Annotated in this window: 24 protein-coding genes; 6 read left to right on the top strand and 18 right to left on the bottom strand. The window is 63.8% G+C overall.

The window, feature by feature from the left end; genetic code table 11:
- Positions 1-5: 5 nt before the first annotated feature.
- The 14 genes from ureG to urtA all read right to left on the bottom strand — a co-directional run bounded on the left by ureG (position 6) and on the right by urtA (position 12,165).
- Positions 6-629 (bottom strand): urease accessory protein UreG, encoded by a 624-nt coding sequence (gene ureG / locus ABIA45_RS33090; protein WP_025033975.1) that lies wholly within the window; start codon positions 627-629, stop codon positions 6-8.
- Between the two features lie 39 nt (positions 630-668).
- Positions 669-1,397, bottom strand: coding sequence for an urease accessory protein UreF (locus ABIA45_RS33085; protein ID WP_404655789.1), 729 nt, complete (start codon positions 1,395-1,397; stop codon positions 669-671).
- The gene (locus ABIA45_RS33080) at positions 1,378-1,989 is read right to left on the bottom strand and encodes an urease accessory protein UreE (RefSeq protein ID WP_404654854.1); all 612 of its coding nucleotides are present in this window, start codon (positions 1,987-1,989) and stop codon (positions 1,378-1,380) included. The genes ABIA45_RS33085 and ABIA45_RS33080 overlap by 20 nt, the downstream gene beginning before the upstream one ends.
- A 13-nt stretch (positions 1,990-2,002) precedes the next feature.
- Positions 2,003-2,302, bottom strand: coding sequence for a putative quinol monooxygenase (locus ABIA45_RS33075; protein ID WP_035998129.1), 300 nt, complete (start codon positions 2,300-2,302; stop codon positions 2,003-2,005).
- A gap of 129 nt (positions 2,303-2,431) precedes the next feature.
- Positions 2,432-4,147: an urease subunit alpha gene (gene ureC / locus ABIA45_RS33070; protein ID WP_157283713.1), complete on the bottom strand. Its 1,716-nt coding sequence runs from the start codon at positions 4,145-4,147 to the stop codon at positions 2,432-2,434.
- 34 nt (positions 4,148-4,181) lie between these two features.
- Positions 4,182-4,721, bottom strand: a complete 540-nt coding sequence (locus ABIA45_RS33065) for an HD domain-containing protein (protein WP_157283712.1) — start codon at positions 4,719-4,721, stop codon at positions 4,182-4,184.
- 56 nt (positions 4,722-4,777) lie between these two features.
- Positions 4,778-5,083 carry an urease subunit beta gene (locus ABIA45_RS33060; protein ID WP_026202067.1) on the bottom strand — a complete coding sequence of 102 codons (306 nt, stop codon included), beginning with the start codon at positions 5,081-5,083 and terminating at the stop codon, positions 4,778-4,780.
- A 131-nt stretch (positions 5,084-5,214) separates the two neighbouring features.
- Positions 5,215-5,517 (bottom strand): urease subunit gamma, encoded by a 303-nt coding sequence (locus ABIA45_RS33055; RefSeq protein ID WP_007605424.1) that lies wholly within the window; start codon positions 5,515-5,517, stop codon positions 5,215-5,217.
- A 38-nt stretch (positions 5,518-5,555) separates the two neighbouring features.
- On the bottom strand, positions 5,556-6,386 hold the full coding sequence (locus ABIA45_RS33050; RefSeq protein ID WP_404654853.1) for an urease accessory protein UreD: 831 nt from the start codon (positions 6,384-6,386) through the stop codon (positions 5,556-5,558).
- Between the two features lie 32 nt (positions 6,387-6,418).
- A complete protein-coding gene (gene urtE / locus ABIA45_RS33045; RefSeq protein ID WP_225141073.1) occupies positions 6,419-7,114 on the bottom strand; it encodes an urea ABC transporter ATP-binding subunit UrtE in 696 nt (231 codons plus the stop codon).
- 102 nt (positions 7,115-7,216) lie between these two features.
- A complete protein-coding gene (gene urtD / locus ABIA45_RS33040; protein ID WP_018646608.1) occupies positions 7,217-7,978 on the bottom strand; it encodes an urea ABC transporter ATP-binding protein UrtD in 762 nt (253 codons plus the stop codon).
- Positions 7,979-7,984: 6 nt separating this feature from the next.
- Complete coding sequence (gene urtC / locus ABIA45_RS33035; protein ID WP_404654852.1) at positions 7,985-9,154, bottom strand: urea ABC transporter permease subunit UrtC; 1,170 nt, start codon at positions 9,152-9,154, stop codon at positions 7,985-7,987.
- Positions 9,151-10,758, bottom strand: coding sequence for an urea ABC transporter permease subunit UrtB (urtB, locus tag ABIA45_RS33030; RefSeq protein ID WP_271542841.1), 1,608 nt, complete (start codon positions 10,756-10,758; stop codon positions 9,151-9,153). Before urtB ends, urtC begins: the two co-directional genes overlap by 4 nt.
- An 84-nt stretch (positions 10,759-10,842) precedes the next feature.
- A complete protein-coding gene (gene urtA, locus ABIA45_RS33025) occupies positions 10,843-12,165 on the bottom strand; it encodes an urea ABC transporter substrate-binding protein (protein ID WP_035998103.1) in 1,323 nt (440 codons plus the stop codon).
- A gap of 480 nt (positions 12,166-12,645) precedes the next feature.
- Between urtA and ABIA45_RS33020 the strand changes: the two genes are divergently transcribed.
- From ABIA45_RS33020 to ABIA45_RS33010, 3 genes are all read left to right on the top strand, one after another.
- The gene (locus ABIA45_RS33020) at positions 12,646-14,229 is read left to right on the top strand and encodes a DEAD/DEAH box helicase (RefSeq protein ID WP_404654851.1); all 1,584 of its coding nucleotides are present in this window, start codon (positions 12,646-12,648) and stop codon (positions 14,227-14,229) included.
- A gap of 23 nt (positions 14,230-14,252) precedes the next feature.
- Positions 14,253-14,540: a translation initiation factor IF-1 gene (infA, locus tag ABIA45_RS33015; RefSeq protein WP_035998101.1), complete on the top strand. Its 288-nt coding sequence runs from the start codon at positions 14,253-14,255 to the stop codon at positions 14,538-14,540.
- Between the two features lie 259 nt (positions 14,541-14,799).
- Entirely contained in the window at positions 14,800-15,012 is a 213-nt protein-coding gene (locus tag ABIA45_RS33010) for a cold-shock protein (RefSeq protein ID WP_027573722.1), read from the top strand.
- Positions 15,013-15,105: 93 nt separating this feature from the next.
- Here ABIA45_RS33010 and ABIA45_RS33005 read toward each other — a convergent pair whose 3' ends face one another.
- The 4 genes from ABIA45_RS33005 to ABIA45_RS32990 form a co-directional block, all read right to left on the bottom strand.
- Complete coding sequence (locus tag ABIA45_RS33005) at positions 15,106-15,720, bottom strand: TadE/TadG family type IV pilus assembly protein (protein WP_036036873.1); 615 nt, start codon at positions 15,718-15,720, stop codon at positions 15,106-15,108.
- A 23-nt stretch (positions 15,721-15,743) separates the two neighbouring features.
- Entirely contained in the window at positions 15,744-16,325 is a 582-nt protein-coding gene (locus ABIA45_RS33000) for a TadE/TadG family type IV pilus assembly protein (protein WP_035998094.1), read from the bottom strand.
- A 207-nt stretch (positions 16,326-16,532) separates the two neighbouring features.
- Positions 16,533-17,036 (bottom strand): pilus assembly protein N-terminal domain-containing protein, encoded by a 504-nt coding sequence (locus ABIA45_RS32995; protein ID WP_036036842.1) that lies wholly within the window; start codon positions 17,034-17,036, stop codon positions 16,533-16,535.
- A 249-nt stretch (positions 17,037-17,285) separates the two neighbouring features.
- Complete coding sequence (locus ABIA45_RS32990) at positions 17,286-18,113, bottom strand: sterol desaturase family protein (RefSeq protein WP_404654850.1); 828 nt, start codon at positions 18,111-18,113, stop codon at positions 17,286-17,288.
- Positions 18,114-18,385: 272 nt separating this feature from the next.
- On the opposite strand from ABIA45_RS32990, the gene ABIA45_RS32985 reads away from it, so the two are divergent.
- The 3 genes from ABIA45_RS32985 to ABIA45_RS32975 all read left to right on the top strand — a co-directional run bounded on the left by ABIA45_RS32985 (position 18,386) and on the right by ABIA45_RS32975 (position 19,415).
- Positions 18,386-18,550: a Flp family type IVb pilin gene (locus ABIA45_RS32985; RefSeq protein WP_404654849.1), complete on the top strand. Its 165-nt coding sequence runs from the start codon at positions 18,386-18,388 to the stop codon at positions 18,548-18,550.
- 77 nt (positions 18,551-18,627) lie between these two features.
- Entirely contained in the window at positions 18,628-18,768 is a 141-nt protein-coding gene (locus ABIA45_RS32980; protein WP_404655861.1) for a hypothetical protein, read from the top strand.
- A gap of 122 nt (positions 18,769-18,890) precedes the next feature.
- On the top strand, positions 18,891-19,415 hold the full coding sequence (locus ABIA45_RS32975; RefSeq protein ID WP_404654848.1) for a prepilin peptidase: 525 nt from the start codon (positions 18,891-18,893) through the stop codon (positions 19,413-19,415).
- Positions 19,416-19,530 lie beyond the last annotated feature (115 nt).

Genomic DNA, 19,530 nt, shown 5'->3' with positions numbered 1-19,530 from the left:
TCCGGTCAGCCCGCCCGTTTCAGCCCGCCTTTGGCCTCGATGAAGCCGACGATTCGGTCGAGCCCCTCGCTCTTCTTGAGGTTGGTCATGACGAAGGGACGCTCGCCGCGCATGCGCCTGGCATCCGTCTCCATCTTCTCCAGGGACGCCCCGACATGGGGCGCAAGGTCGGTCTTGTTGATGACCAGGAGGTCGGACCGGGTGATGCCCGGGCCGCCCTTGGACGGGATCTTGTCGCCGGCGGCGACGTCGATGACGTAGATGGTGAGGTCGGCCAGCTCCGGGGAAAAAGTGGCAGCGAGATTGTCGCCGCCGGATTCGATCAGCACGAGGTCAAGTCCGGGAAACTTGGCGCGCATGTCCGCGACCGCAGCGAGATTCATCGAGGCATCCTCGCGGATCGCCGTGTGGGGACAGCCGCCGGTCTCGACGCCGGCGATGCGATCCGGCGTCAGCGATCCCGAACGCACCAGGAACTCCGCATCCCATTTGGTGTAGATGTCGTTGGTGATCGCCGCAATGTCATAGCGCTCGCGCATGGTCTTGCAGAGCAGGTCCATCAGCGCGGTCTTGCCCGATCCGACCGGACCGCCGACACCGACACGCAGGGGACCGTGAGATTTCGCCATGTGACTAGTTCTCTCCTGATGACTTGACGGCCGCACCGCTCACGACCGAAACAAGCGGGTATACTGCGTCTCGTGCCGCAAGCTGGCGAGATCGGCCCGGAACGTCGCGCTGCCGAGATCGTCCAGGGTTGCATTCAGCGCGCGATTGGCGGTGGCGGCGACGGCGGCTTCCAGCTTCACCAGCACACGCTGGCTATCGGTCTGGCCGAGCGGAATGAGCCGGCTGGCGGCGGAAATCCAGTTCGAGACCAGCGCATGCAGGAAGGCGTGCAGCGTCGGCGCCAACGGCACGGCGTGCATCGCGGCAACCACACCGACCGCGACTGGATAGACCAATGGCGCGCAGCATGCCGCGACCGTCGCGTCCAGTCCGTCGGCATCCCATGCGGCGCGCGAGATATCGATGAAGGCGCGACCCTGCGAGGTCGTCTCCAGCTGCCGCTCGCGCGACGGCACGAAGGCGCTCGCGAGCTCGGCGATCTCGTTCAATGCGGCCGTCTCGCCCGATTCCGTGGCGCGATAGGCGTGGACCAGAAACGTGGCGTCACAGAAGCCGGAGCCGTCGCCGAGCATCGCATCGAGCCAATCCGCCAGCGTCGTCGTGTCGGTGACGTCGCCCGCCTCGACCGCCCATTCGATGCCGCTGGAGTAGGAGAAGCCGCCGACGGGAAATGCCGGCGAAAGCCAGGTCATCAGCCGGTACAGCGCCGCCGCCTCGCCCTCGGCAGGATCACCGGCGCCGACCGGCTCATTTGTGGTCATGAGCATGCTTGTGGCCGTGGTGATGATCGGGATGATCGCAATGCTCGTCGTGGTGATGGTGGTGCTCGTGGCCATGGTCATGCGAGCCATGATCATGGTGGTGACCATGGTCATGGTGATGATGGCCGTGATCGTGATGCGCATGGTCGTGTCCATGCGCGTGGCCGGCATCGGCGTAGGCGCCGCCTTCGGGATCGAACGGCGCCTCGATCTCGATCACACGCGCGCCAAGGCCCTTCACCATCGCCTCGATGACGTGATCGCGGCGGATGCGCAGGGCCTTGGCCATGATCTGGGTCGGCAGATGACGGTTGCCGAGATGCCAGCCGACGCGGACGAGGTGGTGCGGATCGCGGCCGCGGATTTCGAGCAGCGGCTCGGGCGCCGCGACCACCTCGATCAGCCTTCCGTCCTCCAGCACCAGCGCATCGCCGCCGCGCAGCGCGACGGCATGTTCCAGGTCGAGCAGGAATTCGAGACCACGCGTTCCGGTCATCGCCATGCGGCGGCGGTGCCGGTTGTCGAAATCGAGCACAACCGTGTCCACTGGTGCTTCCGTGAAACGGTGCTGTCCCCTGACCTGCGTCGCCCGGATCATGCGTCTTACCTCTTTACCGTGTCTCGACCTTCTCGGGCGTGATGTATTCGATCTTCGGCGGCGCCGTGAAGCATTTCACCGCAACGCGGCCGAACGTCTTCATGTGCTCGGCAGCGCGATGCGGCCCCAGCGCTTCCATATTCTCCCACTGCTCGACGAACACCATCTTGGCAGGGTCGGTGACGCTCTCATGCAGGTCATAGGCGATATTGCCGGGCTCTTTCCGCGTCTCCTTGATGCAGGCGGTGGCGGCTGCAATGAATTCGGCGCGCGTCTCGGGCTTGATGGTCAAGGTTGCAACGACGTAGATCACGAGAAATCCTCCCGGCTTTTCTTCTGAGGGTTACGATACCGGGCGGGACATTAGACCAGGCGGGACCGAACGCAAAACCGCAAAAAGCCGTCCCCGGACACCGCCGGGGACATGTGTCGAGGCGCTATTTCAGTACATGAAATATCGCTGCGCCATCGGGAGCACTTCGGCCGGCGCACAGGTGAGCAACTCGCCATCCGCGCGCACTTCATAGGTCTCCGGATCGACCTCGATATTGGGCGTCGCGTCGTTGTGGATCATGCTCTTCTTGGAGATCTTGCCGCGGGTGTTCTGGACCGCATAGAGCTTCTTCTCGATGCCGAGCTTGCGCGCGAGGCCACCGGTGATCGCGGCCTTGGAAGTGAACACCACCGAGGATGCCGTACGCGCCTTGCCGAACGCGCCAAACATCGGCTGGTAATGCACCGGCTGCGGCGTCGGGATCGAGGCGTTGGGATCGCCCATGGGTGCCGCTACGATGGTGCCGCCCTTGACGATGCAGTCCGGCTTGACGCCAAAGAAGGCCGGCGACCACAGCACGAGGTCGGCAAGCTTGCCCTTCTCGACCGAGCCGATCAGCTTCGACACGCCGTGCGCGATCGCCGGATTGATCGTGTACTTGGCGATGTAGCGCTTGACGCGGAAATTGTCGTTGTCCTTGCCCTTGTCCTGCGGCAGCGAGCCGCGCTGCTTCTTCATCTTGTCCGCGGTTTGCCAGGTCCGGATGATGACCTCGCCGAGGCGGCCCATGGCCTGCGAGTCCGAGGACATCATCGAGAGCGCGCCGAGGTCGTGCAGGATGTCTTCGGCCGCGATCGTCTCCTTGCGGATGCGGCTCTCGGCGAACGCCAGATCTTCGGCGATCGAGGGATCGAGATGGTGGCACACCATCAGCATGTCCAGATGCTCGTCGATGGTGTTGCGGGTGAAGGGCCGCGTCGGGTTGGTCGACGACGGCAGCACGTTCTTCAGCCCGGCCACCTTGATGATATCAGGGGCATGGCCGCCGCCGGCGCCTTCGGTGTGGAAGGCGTGGATGGTGCGGCCCTTGAAGGCCTTGATCGTGTCCTCGACGAAGCCGGATTCGTTCAGCGTGTCGGTGTGGATCATCACCTGGATGTCGTGATCGTCGGCCACCGACAGGCAATTGTCGATCGCGGCCGGCGTGGTGCCCCAGTCCTCGTGCAGCTTCAGCGCACAGGCGCCGGCCCTGATCATCTCGACCAGCGCGGCGGGGCGCGACGCGTTGCCCTTGCCGGAAATGCCGAGATTGACCGGGAAGGCGTCGAACGACTGGATCATTCGCCCCATGTGCCACGGCCCCGGTGTGCAGGTGGTCGCGAAAGTGCCATGGGACGGTCCTGTGCCTCCGCCCAGCATCGAGGTGACACCTGACATCAGCGCGTGCTCGATCTGCTGCGGGCAGATGAAATGGATGTGGCTGTCGAAGCCGCCGGCGGTGAGGATCTTGCCCTCACCCGCGATCACGTCGGTGCCGGGACCGATGATGATGGTGACGCCCGGCTGGATATCGGGATTGCCGGCCTTGCCGATGCCAGCGATCATGCCGTCCTTGATGGCGACGTCGGCCTTCACGATGCCCCAATGGTCCACGATCAGCGCATTGGTGATGACCGTATCGGCGGCGCCCTGCTTGTTGGTGACCTGCGACTGCCCCATGCCGTCGCGGATCACCTTGCCGCCGCCGAACTTCACCTCCTCGCCATAGGTGGTGAAATCCTTCTCGACCTCGATGATGAGGTCGGTGTCGGCCAGCCGCACCTTGTCGCCGGTGGTCGGACCGAACATGTCGGCATAGACGGAACGCTTCATCTTGACGGACATCACAAGCCCCGTTTGCGATTGAATGTCTGGTTGGTCACAGCAAGGCCTTTGCTGCTTTCACGGCGTCATCGAATTTTTCGTCGAGCCACGCATTGCCGCCGCGGCACCCAGCCACGACCTTCGTGGCCCAGGCGATATAGTCGGCGAGATCTTCGCGCTCCCCAGCACTCGGATCGGTTTGAATGCGCGCGCCCGTATTGCTGATCTTGTCGGCGATCTTGATCAGCTTGGCGCCCGGCGACTTGTGGGGCGCGTCCTCGATCTGCTTCTGCCGCCGCTTCGCTTTCGGCAAGCTCATGTCGTCGGTGCACTCGGCAACGAGGGACGCGACCCGATCGGAAAATCTCTGCGCGAGTTCCTCGCGCGTGGTGTCGGTGTCCTCGATGGTGTCGTGCAGCCAGCCGGCCGCGACCAGTTCGGCATCGGCGCCGTCGGTCGCAGTCGCGAGCAGGTTCGCGACCTCGGCGAGATGATTGATATAGGGTTCGTTGCCGCGGCCCTTGCGCGCCATGCCGTTATGGCGCTGCGCGGCGAGCTCGGCAGCTTCCGAGACGAGGCGGATTGGTGAGAGCATGGAAATACCTCCGTTTCCGCCTCAACCATGCCGCGGCGTGCTCGTTCCTGCGGAGGTCACAGCTTCCCCATCACATCGCCGCGGAAGCCGTAGATCGTCTTCTTGCCGGCCATGGCGACGAGCTGGACGTCGCGGGTCTGGCCGGGTTCGAAACGGACGGCGGTGCCGGCGGCGATGTCGAGGCGCATGCCGCGCGCCTTCTTGCGGTCGAACTTCAGCGCCGGGTTGGTCTCGAAGAAATGGTAGTGCGAGCCAACCTGGATCGGGCGGTCGCCGGTATTGGCGACCGTCAGCGTCACGGTCTTGCGGCCGGCATTGAGCTCGATCTCACCGTCCTGAATGAAGAGTTCGCCGGGGATCATGTGCTACCTCGTCTTGCTCCGCTGCGTCATGGCCGGGCTTGTCCCGGCCATCCACGTGTTGGCGTCTGGTTTGATAGTCGTGGATGCCCGGGACAAGCCCGGGCATGACGATGTTGATACAATCTCGCGCTTCAACGGATCGGCTCGTGCACGGTGACGAGCTTGGTGCCGTCAGGAAAAGTTGCCTCGACCTGAATGTCGTGGATCATCTCGGGAATGCCCGGCATCACCTGGTCGCGGGTCAGCACCTGCGCGCCTGACTGCATCAGCTCGGCGACGGTGCGGCCGTCGCGCGCCCCTTCCAGAATGAAATCGGAGATGATCGCGATCGCCTCGGGATGGTTGAGCTTGACGCCGCGGTCCAGCCGGCGGCGGGCCACGATCGCGGCCATCGAGATCAGAAGCTTGTCCTTTTCGCGGGGAGACAGATTCATGCGACATCTCTTCCGTTCAACACGTCAATTCAACCAGTCTAGTTCAGCCAGAGCCGCGGCAGGGCCGCACCGGTGCGCGCCAGCACCGTCATCATGTCGGCGCGCAAGCGCGCCGCATCTTGGGCACAGAACCGCGCCATTGCAAAGCCATTCCAGGCCGAGATTCCGACCTCGCCGGAGAACGATTCCGACGCCTCCCGGATACGCTCGACCAGAGCCCCGTCGCCGGGCACGATCAGGGCTGTGCCGATCGCCGCGCCACCTTTGGCGACCGCGGGCCGTGCAAGCTTGGCACCGATATCGCCGTCGAGCCGGACCGTCTCGGCGAACACCAGCCGCCCGCCGCGGCGTAGCCGCCAGCGGTCGACGAACTCGCCCTTCTGCATCCGCTCGCCCATGGCGGTGCGGCCGAACACGACGATCTCGCAGAGCAGGAGCGAGGCCGCCTCGTCGAGATCGATATCGAAGCGGCGCTGGACGCGGGCACGGTCGAACAGAATCGTCTCCTGGGGCAGCCAGGCAAGATGCGCGCCCGCGCCGACCTTCAGGGCGATGTTGAGCTGCGCTGCCGCTCCGGGTGTGCGATAGACCTTTTCGGCGGCCGCTGTGGTCAGTGTCAGCCGCGCGCCATCCGCCGCCGCGATGTCGATATCAAAACTGTCCCCGCCGGCGACCCCACCGGCCGTGTTGACGAACACGCCGGACAGACCCTGATCTTCCGGCGAGGGAAAGCGGACGCGGAGCGAACCGGATTCATGCAAGGCGCCGCGACGCGTCACGCCGTCGCGCGCATGCACGTCGAAGCGCACCGCGCCACGGGCGCGGTTGGCCTCGAACAGCGTGGACGTGGCCGACAATTCGCTGCGCATCCGCCTCCCCCAGCCGGTCGCGGCAGAATGGCCTACAGCGCCATCTGGCGGCTGATCTCGGCCGGATCGAGATTGGAGCGGTCGCAGGTGAACTTCACCGCGCCGCGATCCATCACCGCGAAACTGTCGCCGAGTTCGCAGGCAAAGTCGAGATATTGTTCGACCAGCACGATGGCGATGTTTCCGAGATTGCGCAAATAGGAAATGGCGCGGCCGATGTCCTTGATGATCGAGGGTTGGATGCCTTCGGTGGGCTCGTCGAGCAAAAGCAGTTTTGGCCGCATCACCAGGGCGCGGCCGATCGCGAGCTGCTGCTGCTGGCCGCCGGAGAGGTCGCCGCCGCGCCGGCCGAGCATGGATTGCAGCACCGGAAACAGCGAGAACACGTCGTCCGGAATGTGCTTGTCCTCGCGCTTGAGCGGGCCGAAGCCGGTCTTGAGGTTCTCCTCGACTGTCAGCAGCGGGAAGATCTCGCGGCCCTGCGGTACGAAGCCGATGCCCTTGCGCGCCCGCTCGTACGGCCTGAGGCCGGTGATATCGCTGCCGTCGAACACGATTGCGCCCGAGGAGATCGGATATTGCCCGACCATCGCGCGCAGCAGCGAGGTCTTGCCGACGCCGTTGCGCCCGAGCACGCAGGTGACCTTGCCGGGCTCGGCCGATATCGAGACGCCGCGCAGCGCCTGGGCAGCACCGTAAAACAGGTTGATGTCTTTCACTTCAAGCATCGGAAACACCTTTGCGGGCGAATAGCGAATGGCGAGTAGCGAATAGGAGAAGCGGCCAGTCCATTCGCCATTCCCTATTCGCCATTCCCTATTCGCCATTCGCTACCTTCCCAAATACACTTCGATGACCCTCTCGTTGGACGAGACCTGGTCGATGGTCCCTTCCGCGAGCACCGTGCCTTCGTGCAGGCAGGTGACTTTGACGCCGAGCTCGCGCACGAAGGTCATGTCGTGCTCGACCACCATGACGGTGTGGGTCTTGTTGATTTCCTTCAGCAGCTCGGCGGTGAGATGCGTCTCGACGTCGGTCATTCCCGCGACGGGCTCGTCGACCAGCAGCAGTTTCGGATCCTGCGCCAGCAGCATGCCGATCTCCAGCCATTGCTTCTGGCCGTGGCTGAGGCTGCCGGCGAGACGATTGCGAGCCTCGGTGAGGCGGATCGTCTCCAGCACCTTGTCGATACGCTCGGACTCCGCCTTGCTGCCGCGCCAGAACAGCGTGCCGCGGACCGAATGGTCGACATTGAGCGCCAGCAGGAGGTTGTCCTGCACGGTCTGGCTCTCGAACACGGTCGGCTTCTGGAATTTGCGGCCGATGCCGAGCTCGGCGATGCGGGTCTCGTCGAGCCGCGTCAGGTCGGTGACGCCGTCGAACAGCACGGTGCCTTCATCCGGCTTGGTCTTGCCGGTGATGATGTCCATCATCGTGGTCTTGCCGGCGCCGTTCGGGCCGATGATGGCGCGCATCTCGCCGGGCTCGAGCGTCAGCGACAGATTGTTGATGGCGTGGAAGCCGTCGAACGAGACGTGCACGCCGTCCAGATAGAGCATTGCGGAGGTTGCGCGGGTGTCCATGACGTTCATGACCGCTTACTCCGCCATCTTGGGTTCGGTGACGCCGTCTTCGGCCGCAGCGCTCACGGAAGTCGCGGGGGTGCGTTTTTCCTTCGACTGATCCCACCAGGCATTGAAGGTGCCGACGATGCCCTTGGGCAGCAGCAGCGTCACCAGGATGAACAATGCGCCCAGCATGAACAGCCAGTACGGCGCGAGCACGCCCGAGGTGAAGAACGTCTTGGCGTAGTTGACGACGACGGCGCCGAGCGCCGCGCCGACCAGCGTGCCGCGGCCGCCGACCGCGACCCAGATCACCGCCTCGATCGAATTGCCCGGTGCGAATTCGCTCGGATTGATGATGCCGACCTGCGGCACGTAGAGCGCGCCGGCGACGCCGGCCATGCAGGCCGAAACCGTGAACACGAACAGCTTGTAGGATTCGACACGGTAGCCGAGGAAGCGCGTGCGCGATTCGGCGTCGCGCACGGCAATCAAGACCTTGCCGAGCTTGGAGGAGACGATGGCGCGGCAGATCAGGAAGCCGATGATCAGCGCCAGGCAGCTCAGCGCGAACAGCGCGGCGCGCGTCCCCTCCGCCTGCACGTTGAAGCCCAGGATATCCTTGAAGTCGGTCAGGCCGTTATTGCCGCCAAAACCAAAGTCGTTTCGGAAGAAGGCGAGCAGCAACGCATAGGTCATCGCCTGCGTGATGATCGACAGATAAACGCCGGTGACACGGGAGCGGAAGGCGAGCCAGCCGAAGCAGAAGGCGAGCAGGCCGGGCACGACCAGCACCATCAGCGCGGCGAACCAGAACATGTCGAAGCCGTACCAGTACCAGGGCAGCTTCTCCCAGTTCAGGAACACCATGAAATCCGGCAGGATCGGATTGCCGTAGACGCCGCGGGTGCCGATCTGCCGCATCAGGTACATGCCCATGGCGTAGCCGCCGAGCGCGAAGAAGGCGCCGTGACCGAGCGAGAGGATGCCGCAATAGCCCCAGATCAGGTCGATCGACAGCGCCAAGATGGCGTAGCAGACATACTTGCCCCAGAGCGCGACGAGATAGGTCGGCACCTGCAGGAACGAGCCCGCGGGCAGCAGCAGGTTGGAGAGCGGGATGAGGATACCGCAGGCCGCGACCACGGCAAGGAAGATCGCCGCGCTGTGGTCCAGCGATCGCGTCAGCATGTGAGGGGTCATGCTTCCACCGCACGGCCCTTGAGCGCGAACAGGCCGCGCGGCCGCTTTTGAATGAACAGGATGATGAGGACCAGGATCGCGATCTTGCCGAGCACGGCACCGGCGACCGGCTCCAGGAACTTGTTGGCGATGCCGAGCGTGAAGGCGCCGACCAGCGTGCCCCAGAGATTGCCCACCCCGCCGAACACCACGACCATGAAACTGTCGATGATGTAACTCTGGCCGAGATTGGGGCTGACATTGTCGATCTGCGACAGCGCGACGCCGGCGATGCCGGCAATGCCCGAACCGAGGCCGAATGTGAGCGCGTCGACGCGCGAGGTGGCGATGCCCATGGAAGCCGCCATGCGGCGGTTCTGCGTCACCGCGCGCATTTCGAGGCCCAGCGCGGTGTAGCGCAGCATCGCGAGCAGGATCGCGAACACGGCGAGCGTGAAGAGAAGGATCCAGAGCCGGTTATAGGTGATGGTGATTTGGCCGAGCTCGAACGCGCCGCTCATCCAGGAGGGGTTGCCGACCTCGCGGTTGGTCGGGCCGAACATGGTGCGCACCGCCTGCTGCAGCACCAGCGAGAGGCCCCAGGTCGCGAGCAGCGTCTCGAGCGGGCGGCCGTAGAGGAAGCGGATGATGCTGCGCTCGATCAGCACCCCGATCGCGCCGGCGACGAGGAAGGCGAGCGGCACGGCGATCAAGAGCGAATAGTCGAACAGGCCGGGATAGCGGGTGCGGATCACCTCCTGCACCACGAAGGTGGTGTAGGCTCCGATCATCACCATCTCGCCGTGCGCCATGTTGATGACGCCCATCACGCCGAATGTGATGGCGAGCCCGATCGCGGCGAGCAGCAGCACCGAGCCGAGCGAGAGGCCGTACCAGGCATTCTGCACCATCGACCAGACCGCGAGCGAATTCTGGATCGAGCCGATCGCGCTCGCGGCGGCCTTGGTGACCGAGGCCGGCTGGTCGCCCATGCCGGTGAGCAGCGCCAGCGCATCCTGGTCGCCCCGCGCCTTGAGGGTCGCGACCGCTTCGAGCTTCTCGACCTCGGTGGCGTCGGATTTGAACAGTAGGATCGCGGCGCGGGCCTCAGCGAGCGCCACCTTGACGGATTTGTTGGCTTCCTTGGCAAGCGCGGCATCGACCGCCTCGAGCGCGGTCTCCTCGTGCGACTTGAAGACGGACTGCGCGGCCTGCAGGCGCGTGCCGACGTCCGGAGACTGCAGCGTCAGGCTGCCGAGCGCGGCATCGACGCTGCGGCGCAGGCGGTTGTTGAGGCGAACCGCGCTCGCACTGTCGGGAACGCTGGCAACGGCCTCGCCGGTCGCAGCGTCGATCGACTTGCCGTCTCCATCAGTGACGTACACCTTCTTGCTGTCGGGATCGGCCATGAGGCGACCGTCCTGAAGCGCATTGATGATCGGAAAAGCCAGCTTGCTGCCGCTGCCCGCGATCACACCGATCGCCTCTTCCGTGTCGGAAAAATCATCGTTGGCGAATTTGGCGACCGCATCCTCGAAAGGACCGGCGAAGGCCGGCAGCGCGAACGCAATCAGAAACAACGAGAGTGCAAGCGAACAGAGACGAGCAGACAAATGGGCTGGCACTGTGAATGACCCCGGCAGAAATGAGTGGAGAAGGCGGCGGGATCGCCGCCCTCTCCGGTCTTGCAATGGAGCGTCAGATCGGGATCAGGAGCCCGAGCCGAGGCACTTGTTGGACTTGGTGTTGAAGTTGCCGCACTTCTTGCCGACCCAGTCGCCGATCAGGTCCTTGGAGCCGTCGAGCTCCTTCGACCAGGCGTCGCCGGGGACGAGGCTCGGGGTCTTCCAGACCACGTCGAACTGGCCGTTGCCCTTGATCTCGCCGATGAACACCGGCTTGGTGATATGGTGGTTCGGGAGCATCTTGGAGGTGCCGCCGGTCAGGTTCTTGGCTTCGATGCCCGGGAGAGCGTCGATGACCTTGTCGGGATCGGTCGACTTCACCTTCTCGACCGCCTTGACCCACATGTCGAAGCCGATCACGTGCGCTTCCATCGGATCGTTGGTCACGCGCTTCGGATTCTTGGTGTAGGCCTGCCACGCCTTGATGAACTTCTCGTTCTCCGGCGACTTGATCGACTGGAAGTAGTTCCAGGCGGCGAGGTGGCCGACCAGCGGCTTGGTGTCGATGCCGGCGAGCTCTTCCTCACCCACCGAGAACGCCACCACCGGGATGTCCTTGGCCTTGATGCCCTGGTTGCCGAGCTCCTTGTAGAAGGGAACGTTGGCGTCGCCGTTGATGGTCGAGACCACCGCGGTCTTCTTGCCGGCCGAGCCGAACTTCTTGATGTCTGCCACGATCGTCTGCCAGTCGGAATGACCGAACGGCGTGTAGTTGATCATGATGTCTTCCTGGGCGACGCCCTTGGACTTCAGATAGGCCTCGAGGATCTTGTTGGTGGTGCGCGGATAGACGTAGTCGGTGCCCGCGAGCACCCAGCGCTTCACCTTCTCGTCCTTCATGAGGTAGTCGACGGCAGGGATCGCCTGCTGGTTCGGCGCAGCCCCCGTGTAGAACACGTTACGCTCGCTCTCCTCACCCTCGTATTGCACGGGGTAGAACAGGATGCTGTTGAGCTCCTTGAACACCGGGAGCACCGACTTACGCGACACCGAGGTCCAGCAGCCGAACACGACCGAGACCTTGTTCTTGGTGATCAGCTCGCGCGCCTTTTCGGCGAACAGCGGCCAGTTCGATGCGGGATCGACGACGACGGCTTCCAGCTTCTTGCCGAGCACGCCGCCCTTCTTGTTCTGTTCGTCGATCAGGAAGAGGATGGTGTCTTTCAGCGTGGTTTCGCTGATTGCCATGGTGCCGGACAGGGAGTGGAGTACACCCACCTTGATGGTGTCGTCGGCGGCCTTTGCGCCAGTCAATGAAGCCAGACCGAGCATCAGTCCGGCGGTCGCAGCGAGCACGCCGCGGCGGCTAAATGACGCCGCTATATCGTGAGTGGATTTGTTAAACATGAGTGCCTCATCTCCCTGACGCAGACGTGAAAAACGCTGCGAAACGGCCCCACGGCCGCCTGCGGTTAATGGAATCGCAAGAACCATGCCATGGGCTGGGCACCCATCAACTGATTGAATTTGCAAAGCTAATTGGCAGAAATCGAAGTTTCTCCGCAGTCTTGCAGCCTAAATCATAGGCAACATAAATGTATGCGAAAGCGGCAGTCAGACTACTTTCTAAGCAAATCGCCAATTTTGGCTAAATTTCTGGCAGCAGTATTTTTGCACCGCACCCGCTGTTTCGGAGGCAAGTGCCTTGAAAGCGCCCCCTCGATGTTCCATATGAGCGTTCGAGACCTCTTGCGAATCAAGGGGTCGTAGCGAGCCGCGTGTTCTTAAGCCCTCTACGGGCCTCTGGCTTGCCCCATATCATCCAAGCCATCCGACACCCCAAACACGCAGGTGTCTTCTCGACACCCTTTTGCGCGCGCCGCGCTGATGCGCCGGGCGTTCGCTTTTGACATGGAAAGAACCCCTCTTTTGACTTCGTTTCAGGACTTCGGCCTCGCCGAACCCATCGCGCGCGCTCTTCGTGAAGAGAATTACGTCACCCCGACCCCGATCCAGGCCCAAACCATCCCGCTGGCACTGACCGGCCGCGATGTCGTCGGCATTGCCCAGACCGGTACAGGCAAGACCGCGTCCTTCGCGCTGCCGATCCTGCATCGTCTGCTTGAGAACCGCATCAAGCCGCAGCCCAAGACCGCCCGCGTGCTGGTGCTGTCGCCGACCCGCGAGCTGTCCGGCCAGATCCTTGACAGCTTCAACGCCTACGGCCGCCACATCCGCCTGTCCTCGACGCTCGCGATCGGCGGCGTGCCGATGGGCCGCCAGGTCCGTGCGCTGATGCAGGGCGTCGACGTGCTGGTCGCCACCCCCGGCCGCCTGCTCGACCTCGTGCAGAGCAACGGCTTGAAGCTTTCGAGCATCGAGTTCCTCGTGCTTGACGAGGCCGACCGCATGCTCGACATGGGCTTCATCAACGACATCCGCAAAATCGTCGCCAAGCTGCCGATCAAGCGGCAGACGCTGTTCTTCTCGGCCACCATGCCGAAGGACATCGCCGAGCTCGCCGATTCCATGTTGCGCGACCCCGCCCGTGTCGCGGTAACCCCGGTGTCCTCGACCGCCGAGCGGATCAACCAGCGCATCCTGCAGGTCGACTTCGCGGCCAAGCCCGCCTTCCTGACCAAGCTGCTGCAGGACGAGGCGATCAACCGCGCGCTGGTCTTCACCCGCACCAAGCACGGCGCCGACAAGGTGGTGAAGACGCTGGCCAAGGCCGGGATCGCCGCCAACGCCATCCACGGCAACAAGTCGCAGAACCACCGCGAGCGCACGCTCGCCCAGTTTCGCTCGGGCGAGATCCGCACCCTGGTCGCCACCGACATCGCCGCTCGCGGCATCGACGTCGACGGCATCAGTCACGTCATCAATTTCGACCTGCCGAACGTGCCGGAGACCTACGTCCACCGCATCGGCCGCACCGCGCGCGCCGGAGCCGACGGCACCGCAATCTCGCTGGTCGCGGGCGGCGAGGAGCTCGGCTATCTGCGCGACATCGAGCGGCTGATTCGCGTCGCCCTGCCGCGGGAGGACCACCGTACCGACGCCGGCCGCCGCGATCCCGGTCCCGCCCCGTCGCAGCAACGACAGGGCCGGCCGGCCGGTCGTCCGGGCCAGCGCCCGCAAGGCGCACGGCACGGTGACGGACGTCGCGCCGACGAACGGCATGCCGACGGGCGCCACCATAGTGCGGGCAAGCAAGGCGACGGCAGGCACGGTGAGGGACGCCACGCCGAGGCAAGGCATGCCGACGGACGGCCCGGCAGTGGCCCGAATGCCTCCAAGGGTTCTCGCCGCCGCCGCTCCGGTGGTAAGATGCATTCAGCGCCTGTCGACCGTCCGGAACAGCGTTCCGCGCATAGCGCCGGGACCCCTGATGGGATACAAGGCGTTGCCTTTTTGCGCCGCCAGAGTCGGCCAAACAGCCAACCGAACCGCAAACCCTATTCGCACTAGCCGTCCACGACCTGGAGATATCAATGGCTAAGGAAGAGCTGATCCAGTTCGAAGGACTGGTCACCGAAATCCTCCCCGATGCCCGCTACCGCGTGCAGCTCGACGCCGGACACGAGATCGTTGCCTATACCGCCGGCAAGATGAAGAAGAACCGCATCAAGACGCTCGCGGGCGACCGCGTGACGGTGGAGATGTCGCCCTATGACCTCGAGAAGGGCCGGCTGATTTTCCGCCACAAGGACGAACGTCCCAGCACCCCGGGCGGACCGCCCCGTCCCGGACAGCGCGGCGGCCAATTCCGCCGCCGCTAGTCGGCTGCGGCGCGGGTTCGAATTCCGATCTGTAGATTGATCCGCCGTTGACATCACGGCGGATCAAAAAATCGTGCGCGTCCGGATTGTTTCGAACCATTGCTTCCGATAAAATGAATTAATCGATTTTCGGCCGGACGACATTGGCATCCACCGGTACAGCCGGTTCAGACACGCTGACGACCCTTCCAGAAATTCGATCTAACCCTGCCCGCGCGAGCGGGCTCCGACATAGTGTTATCTGAGAGGGACTACCCCCGTGAGCATGGGAACCGTGAAGTGGTTTAACGCAACCAAGGGCTATGGCTTCATTCAGCCCGACGATGGCGGCCAGGACGTGTTCGTTCACATCAGCGCCGTGGAGCGCGCCGGCCTCGGCTCGCTCCGCGAGGGCCAGAAGATCTCCTATGAGATCGTGGCCGACCGCCGTTCCGGCAAGTCGGCGGCGGACAACCTGCGCGCTGCGAGCTGAGCCCGCCGGGCGCCGGCCCGATCAGCGAGCCAAAGCAAAAAGGCCGTGCGCGACGCACGGCCTTTTTTTCATGTCACGGACGGCTGACGAATCTCAACACGTCGATGGCACGTTGTTGTAGGGCACGCAGGTGACCTGACGCGGCCGCGTGTAGGAGAGATCGCTCAGGGTTACGCTCGACTTCAACACGTAGCCGATAGTCGGCGTGTAAGTGTAGTTGGCTTCGCTCAGGATGAGATAGCTCGACGGAATCAAGAGTGCCGGGGGAATCATCGTAGTGACCGTGTCGCCGGCGTTCCGAGCCGAGGTCGCAAGCGTGGCTTGCGTCGCGCCGCTCGCAATCGTGCCGGCCCTGCTCCACTGGACCTTGGCGATGCTGTTGGCGTCGATGTAGATCTGGGAGATCGTGCCCTTCACGAGCGCAGCGTCGTAAGGCATGACGACGGAGATGCTTGCCGTGAACGTATCCTTCATGCCGGCATCGTTGAGCGTCGTCGACTGCGAGGTCAAATCGGACAATGTCCGCGCGATCAACGTGATCTTGCGGTCGATCGCCACGGCGGACGAAAATTCGACGGTGCCGAAGAACATCACCAGCATCAGCGGTACGATGATCGCGAATTCGGTCGCCGCCAGCGCGCGCTTGTCGGCGACGAAGCCGCGCACGGAGCCGCGTGCATTCCTCCAGATGTTCGCAATCGCCCGCATCGGTCCGCCCAGATCCATCTGCCTCAGAAGGGTTCGTTCTTGAAAGCCACCGTCGCCACCATCAGCCGCTTGTTGCTGCATCCCGCGTTGTAGCCGAGGCCCGTGACGATGAGCGGCCATTGATAGAACAGGCGCACCACGACGACCTGGCCGGAGGTTCCGGCACTGTACTGCATCCCGGAGGGATTGAAGGTGCAGGAATTGCCGAAATTGGTGAGGCTGAGCGTCCCGAACGAGCTGGTGCTGACGACGTCGACGTACAGCTTGCTGCAATCGAACAGCGCCGGAATCTTGCTGCAGACGAAGGTCTTGAACGTCGTCTGATCGCATGCAGCGACCGTGTTGGGCGCGGACTGGCAGGCCGCCACCGAGCCGCCCTGTGCCTGAGCCTGGCCGGTTAGAATCGCGCGCGCGGAGTCCTGCGCGATGGTCTCGAGCACCTGGCTGGAGAAGAACATGAGAGCCGTCTCGAGGATCGCGAACAGCAGCGCGAAGAACATCGGTGCGACCAGCGCAAATTCGACGGCTGCGGAGCCGCGGCGGTTGCCGCGAAACCGGAGCAGCGCTTTCCGGAGCGTGAACCTCGTAGGTGCAGGCGATGGCATCTCTTCAAATTCCCCAGCGACCGGCGATCATCTGCCCGTTCAATAGCGGAAACTGATTGTCTAAGTGTTTCAGACGATCCGCTTCCGGCGGTCCGCGCCGTTAACACCGTGTTAACCAGGCGCGCCCGCAAGCGGGAGGAAGCACGGCATGCAACGAGGGCCGCCCTCGAATCGAGCGGCTTGGCGGGATCGAGGCCCGCCGGTCGGCTAGTTTGGCTTGGCAGCCGCGCCGGCACCCGCACCTCCGCTGGCGCTGCTGCTCAGCGTACCGGCCTGGCTCATCGCGTTGTTGAAATAGGTGTCGCTGTCGCCGAGCGTCACGCGGCGCTGGCAAAGCGGCACGCAGCTGTAGGACTCCCTCTCGACCCCGCGATAGACGGTGACGAGCCGGTCGCTCGGACCTTCGACCTGGATCTGGCGATCCACCAGAATCTCGCCGCCGCGGTCGAGCGCGATGAAGTTGGTGGCCCCGTAGCCCTTTCCGGTCACGACGATCATGCCGCCGGGCTGGAGCGTGACGTCGGCGATCAGGGGATTGCCGACCACGATGGTCGCCACCTTGCCGGGCAGCCGCACCAGCTTGGCCTGGTCGACATTGACGGCGATGGTATCGGCGGCAGGCTCGGCGAGGCCGGCGGCCGGCGATGCCAGCACCGCAGCGGCAACCAGAACACAGACGCGCACATGACGGCGCAGCATTTCTTTACGCATACTCTTACCCCCGGGACGTCACAGACCGGCAGAAGCGACCGAATACAGCGGAGCCGGTGCCCGACCCGGCTAACCTGCCTTTAATTCGTGAACGTTCCGCAAACTCGCCGAGTATTGTTTGAACGGACGGACATTTGCGGGCTCGCCCCTAAAGCGCGATGAGTTTTGGATGAATCGTCATCGCGATTTAGGTTGTTGTTTACGCATGATCTTTCCGGAAAACCGCTTCGCACTTTTCCGGATCATGCTTTAGTGCCGGAACGGATAGGCGAGCTGGCCCCCGATCTCCTTGGGCATGGCCGCTTCGTCCTTGCCGTAATCCTGCGGCAGCTTGCCCTCCGGCATGCGGAAGGTGCCGAACAGCACGTCCCAGATCGGGAACGTTCCGGCGAAATTGGTGTCGCCGCCCTCTTCGAGCGAGGTGTGGTGCCAGCGATGGAAGACCGGCGTCGCCAGGACGTATTTGAACGGTCCGAAAGTCCAGTTCAGGTTGGCGTGCACGAAGGCCGAGTGGAAGGTGGTGAAGGGGCCGACCCAGACCATGACGTTCGGGGAGATGCCTGCCATCAGCAGCACGACGTCGACGCTGATCGTCCCGAGCAAGAGATTGACCGGATGGAAGCGCGCCGCGGAGATCCAGCCGATCTCCTCCGACGAATGATGGATGGCGTGATATTTCCAGAAGCCGCCGTCGTGGAAAAGCCGGTGCAGCCAGTACAGCATGAAATCGGACAGCACCAGGAACAGCAGGGCCTGCAGCCACAGCGGCAGCTGCGCCAGCGGACCGTGGCCATTGTCGTAAAAGGCGATGAGCTCGTCGGCGTCGTGGATGTTGAAGACGACGCTGGCGCCGACGACCAGCAGCCCGATCCGCATGGTGCGGGCGAACACCGGAACGAAGAACCAGTAGCAGATGTCGGTGACGATCTCCCGCTTGCGCCACCACGGCGCGCCGGGATTGCAGGCCCAGAAATGCTCCAGCATGGTGAAGACCGCCGCGAGCACCAAGGTGACCGGGATCACCTTGACGATGGTCTCGCCGAGCATCAAGGCGACTTGCATGGGCAGGCTCGACATCGTCGCCTCTCTCCGCGAATTCCGCTGTAGCTTAAGGCCTACTCCGCGAAATTTAAGGGAGGGTGAAGCACGCGTCGCGTTGTCGGCGCATCCGGAACAGAAGCGAATTTGCAGGTGCCGTCTTAAGGTGAAATTCACTCTGGGCAAAAGCATCGCGCCGGACGTGGGATTACCCGATCGAATTAACTCTCCCGAAAGAGCTCGGCTCTCATGGTCGTCGCGTCAACGACAGCGCCGAACGAGGCGGTCCCCACCCAGACGGAGTTTTGTTCATGAAGAGCTTGATTGCGCGTTTCGCGAAGGATGAATCCGGCGCCACCGCCATCGAATACGGCCTGATCGCCGCCGGCATCGCGCTGGCCATCATCACCGTCGTCAACAATCTCGGCACCACGCTGAACGCCAAGTTCAGCTCGATCAGCACTTCGCTGAAGTAAGCGGGTCCACGAACGACGGCAAAAGCCCCGGACCTCCGGGGCGTTTGTTTTTCTGAAGACGGCGAGTTCCAGTGGCGTTGCACGAGTTCAGAACCGATGCCGCGGTCGCGGCGCAGGAGGCGGAAGCGGCGCAGGCCGGCTCGCCGGTCTATTGGATCTGCCTTGCGCTGCTGGTTGCGACGGTCGCGCTCGCCGCACGTATTGCCAGCTTCTGGTGAAAGCGCGTTCGTCGGCCGAGGCCCGGGCGCGCCCGTGCCGCCGTTGTCGGTTTGTTTAGCATCGCGCGCTAGCATCGCCCGAAGCAGCTCCCGCGACAAACCCAGGCCTCAAGACGCAGCTCATGATTCTCGACCTTGCGCGCCTTCTGCTCTTCCCGGCCCTGATGGCGTTCGCCGCCGCGAGCGATCTCTTCACGATGACGATCTCGAACCGCGTATCGCTGGCGCTGGTGGCGGGCTTCTTCGCGCTCGCCCTCGCCGGGGGCATGGCACCTTACGAGATGCTGAGTCATGTCGGCGCCGGTGCGCTCGTTCTGGTCGTGGCCTTCGCCTGCTTCGCCATGGGCTGGGTGGGCGGCGGCGACGCCAAGGTTGCGGCCTCCGTCGCGCTCTGGTTCGGCTTCCCACATCTAATGAACTTCCTGCTCTACGCCTCGCTGTTCGGCGGCGCGCTGACGCTGCTCCTGCTGCAGTTCCGGCAGTGGCCGCTGCCTTACGGGCTGGCAGGACAGGCCTGGCTCGCACGGCTGCACGCCAAGGAGAGCGGCATTCCCTACGGCATCGCGCTCGCGCTGAGCGCGCTGATGGTCTACCCGGACACCGAATGGGTGAAGGCGATCGACCTCGCTCGCCTCGCGCTGCGCTGAACGCTCCGGGTAAACCCGGCGTTAAGGCGATTTAGATACGCCTCATTAACCATGCTTTGACGAATAGCTGGTCAACTGCCGATCACGGCGGCGGCAGCGTCGCGGCGTATTGTTG

Source organism: Bradyrhizobium sp. USDA 336 (genome assembly GCF_044908355.1).
GTDB classification, from domain to species: domain Bacteria; phylum Pseudomonadota; class Alphaproteobacteria; order Rhizobiales; family Xanthobacteraceae; genus Bradyrhizobium; species Bradyrhizobium yuanmingense.
Note: the sequence above shows the minus strand (reverse complement) of the source record. Positions and strands in the feature narration are given on the sequence as shown.

What these genes read in the sequence shown, in the direction of transcription:
- ureG (WP_025033975.1), bottom strand. Translation starts at nt 629, where the DNA reads ATGGCGAAATCTCACGGTCCCCTGCGTGTCGGTGTCGGCGGTCCGGTC.
- ABIA45_RS33085 (WP_404655789.1), bottom strand. Translation starts at nt 1,397, where the DNA reads ATGCTCATGACCACAAATGAGCCGGTCGGCGCCGGTGATCCTGCCGAG.
- ABIA45_RS33080 (WP_404654854.1), bottom strand. Translation starts at nt 1,989, where the DNA reads ATGATCCGGGCGACGCAGGTCAGGGGACAGCACCGTTTCACGGAAGCA.
- ureC (WP_157283713.1), bottom strand. Translation starts at nt 4,147, where the DNA reads ATGTCCGTCAAGATGAAGCGTTCCGTCTATGCCGACATGTTCGGTCCG.
- ABIA45_RS33065 (WP_157283712.1), bottom strand. Translation starts at nt 4,721, where the DNA reads ATGCTCTCACCAATCCGCCTCGTCTCGGAAGCTGCCGAGCTCGCCGCG.
- ABIA45_RS33060 (WP_026202067.1), bottom strand. Translation starts at nt 5,083, where the DNA reads ATGATCCCCGGCGAACTCTTCATTCAGGACGGTGAGATCGAGCTCAAT.
- ABIA45_RS33055 (WP_007605424.1), bottom strand. Translation starts at nt 5,517, where the DNA reads ATGAATCTGTCTCCCCGCGAAAAGGACAAGCTTCTGATCTCGATGGCC.
- ABIA45_RS33050 (WP_404654853.1), bottom strand. Translation starts at nt 6,386, where the DNA reads ATGCGCAGCGAATTGTCGGCCACGTCCACGCTGTTCGAGGCCAACCGC.
- urtE (WP_225141073.1), bottom strand. Translation starts at nt 7,114, where the DNA reads ATGCTTGAAGTGAAAGACATCAACCTGTTTTACGGTGCTGCCCAGGCG.
- urtD (WP_018646608.1), bottom strand. Translation starts at nt 7,978, where the DNA reads ATGAACGTCATGGACACCCGCGCAACCTCCGCAATGCTCTATCTGGAC.
- urtC (WP_404654852.1), bottom strand. Translation starts at nt 9,154, where the DNA reads ATGACCCCTCACATGCTGACGCGATCGCTGGACCACAGCGCGGCGATC.
- urtA (WP_035998103.1), bottom strand. Translation starts at nt 12,165, where the DNA reads ATGTTTAACAAATCCACTCACGATATAGCGGCGTCATTTAGCCGCCGC.
- ABIA45_RS33020 (WP_404654851.1), top strand. Translation starts at nt 12,646, where the DNA reads ATGCGCCGGGCGTTCGCTTTTGACATGGAAAGAACCCCTCTTTTGACT.
- infA (WP_035998101.1), top strand. Translation starts at nt 14,253, where the DNA reads ATGGCTAAGGAAGAGCTGATCCAGTTCGAAGGACTGGTCACCGAAATC.
- ABIA45_RS33005 (WP_036036873.1), bottom strand. Translation starts at nt 15,720, where the DNA reads ATGCGGGCGATTGCGAACATCTGGAGGAATGCACGCGGCTCCGTGCGC.
- ABIA45_RS33000 (WP_035998094.1), bottom strand. Translation starts at nt 16,325, where the DNA reads ATGCCATCGCCTGCACCTACGAGGTTCACGCTCCGGAAAGCGCTGCTC.
- ABIA45_RS32995 (WP_036036842.1), bottom strand. Translation starts at nt 17,036, where the DNA reads ATGCGTAAAGAAATGCTGCGCCGTCATGTGCGCGTCTGTGTTCTGGTT.
- ABIA45_RS32990 (WP_404654850.1), bottom strand. Translation starts at nt 18,113, where the DNA reads ATGTCGAGCCTGCCCATGCAAGTCGCCTTGATGCTCGGCGAGACCATC.
- ABIA45_RS32985 (WP_404654849.1), top strand. Translation starts at nt 18,386, where the DNA reads ATGAAGAGCTTGATTGCGCGTTTCGCGAAGGATGAATCCGGCGCCACC.
- ABIA45_RS32975 (WP_404654848.1), top strand. Translation starts at nt 18,891, where the DNA reads ATGATTCTCGACCTTGCGCGCCTTCTGCTCTTCCCGGCCCTGATGGCG.